Annotated in this window: 2 protein-coding genes; both read left to right on the top strand. The window is 39.9% G+C overall.

Going from position 1 to position 1,369, the window contains the following annotated elements; all coding sequences use genetic code 11:
• The coding region (locus ACS8FD_RS14635; protein WP_439276392.1) for a hydantoinase/oxoprolinase family protein at nucleotides 1–587 on the top strand (587 nt) is incomplete at its 5' end.
• 146 nt (nucleotides 588–733) lie between these two features.
• A partial coding sequence (locus tag ACS8FD_RS14630) for a cupin domain-containing protein (RefSeq protein ID WP_439276391.1) occupies nucleotides 734–1,369 on the top strand: 636 nt, incomplete at its 3' end.

Raw genomic sequence — 1,369 nt, 5'->3', positions numbered from 1 at the left:
TAGCCACTCAAATTATGATTATGTCTGCAGATGCTGAGCTAGAAACATTAAACGATACCCTTACAAGGCTTGAGCAAGACGGTATTGCAAAGCTTAAAGAAGATGGATTTAGTGACGAAGATATAGAAATTGAACGCGCTATGGAGATGCGCTACGTTGGACAAGTCCATGAATGCAATGTCATCGTGCCAAACGGCAACATAGATAGTAATGCAGCCGAAGATATCCTACAAGCCTTCCACAAGCGTCATAAAGAATTGTATACTTATGATGAACGAGACAGTGCTGTAGAGCTTGTCAATGTAGAAGTTTCAATCATTGGGAAAGTCAACAAACCTGAGCTACCTACCCTAGATACTCAAGTTGGATCGGTGGAGAGCGCTAAAGTGGATGAGCGCAAGATGATACATGACCATACTTATCAATGGATGCAAACCCCTATTTATGATGGCAATAAACTGGGTGCAGGAGCGGTTGTTACCGGTCCAGCTTTGATTGAAGAGCCAACCACAACTATTGTGGTTAAACCTAATTGGCAAGCTGATTTGCATCAATCTGGAACATACAAGTTGAGCAAAATTCAATAATGTGGATATAATAGTCATAACTATTTCAGCCTTTCTCTCTTTATGGGAGAAGGGTATTTATCGTTTTTGTTAAGATAAATCTGAAAACCAAGTGGAGAGAATAAAGAGCTGTAAACTTATTACCTAGCATTTAAGGATGAATGCAAATGGAACATAGTCAAGGCATAAGCAAAAAACTCTATGAGCATATAGATAACACCAGTAGCACTCAAAAACCAATCAAGCCTTTACTAAATGCTGATGGCTGGCAAAACGCAATTAGTGATACCTATTTTGACTTAAAGGTACAAGTTAAAAACCCCAACCAGTTCACAGGTCAACTTCAACAAGCCATCCTAACCCAAATGGGTGTCTCAGGCTATATCGCGGATTCTGTACATTATCAACGTAGTGGACAGGATGTATCCAAGGCTTGCGATAGTATTTTGCTTACGTTTCCACTGAATGGCTCAGTGTGCTTTGAACAACAAAAACGGTTATTAACTTGTCACCCTGGTCAGTTCTTTATTGAGCTATCTCACCAACCTTATCAATTTTATCATACCGAAACGGTAAAGCTACAAGTCTTAAAAGTACCGATAGCCAGACTAGAAAACCATCAGCGTTTAATAGAGCAGTATTTTGCTCAGGCCATTACTACTGAACAAGGCTCGGGCAGACTACTTAATCATCAAATCAATCATGCTCTGCACCTTGCCACTAACTTTACATTATCCTCTACAGAGTCTCAGTTTCTCGCGCAACAACTATTAGACTTAATCATACATACTCTACATCGACCC

The sequence above is a fragment of the Psychrobacter sp. 1U2 genome (assembly GCF_051847575.1).
Note: the sequence above shows the minus strand (reverse complement) of the source record. Positions and strands in the feature narration are given on the sequence as shown.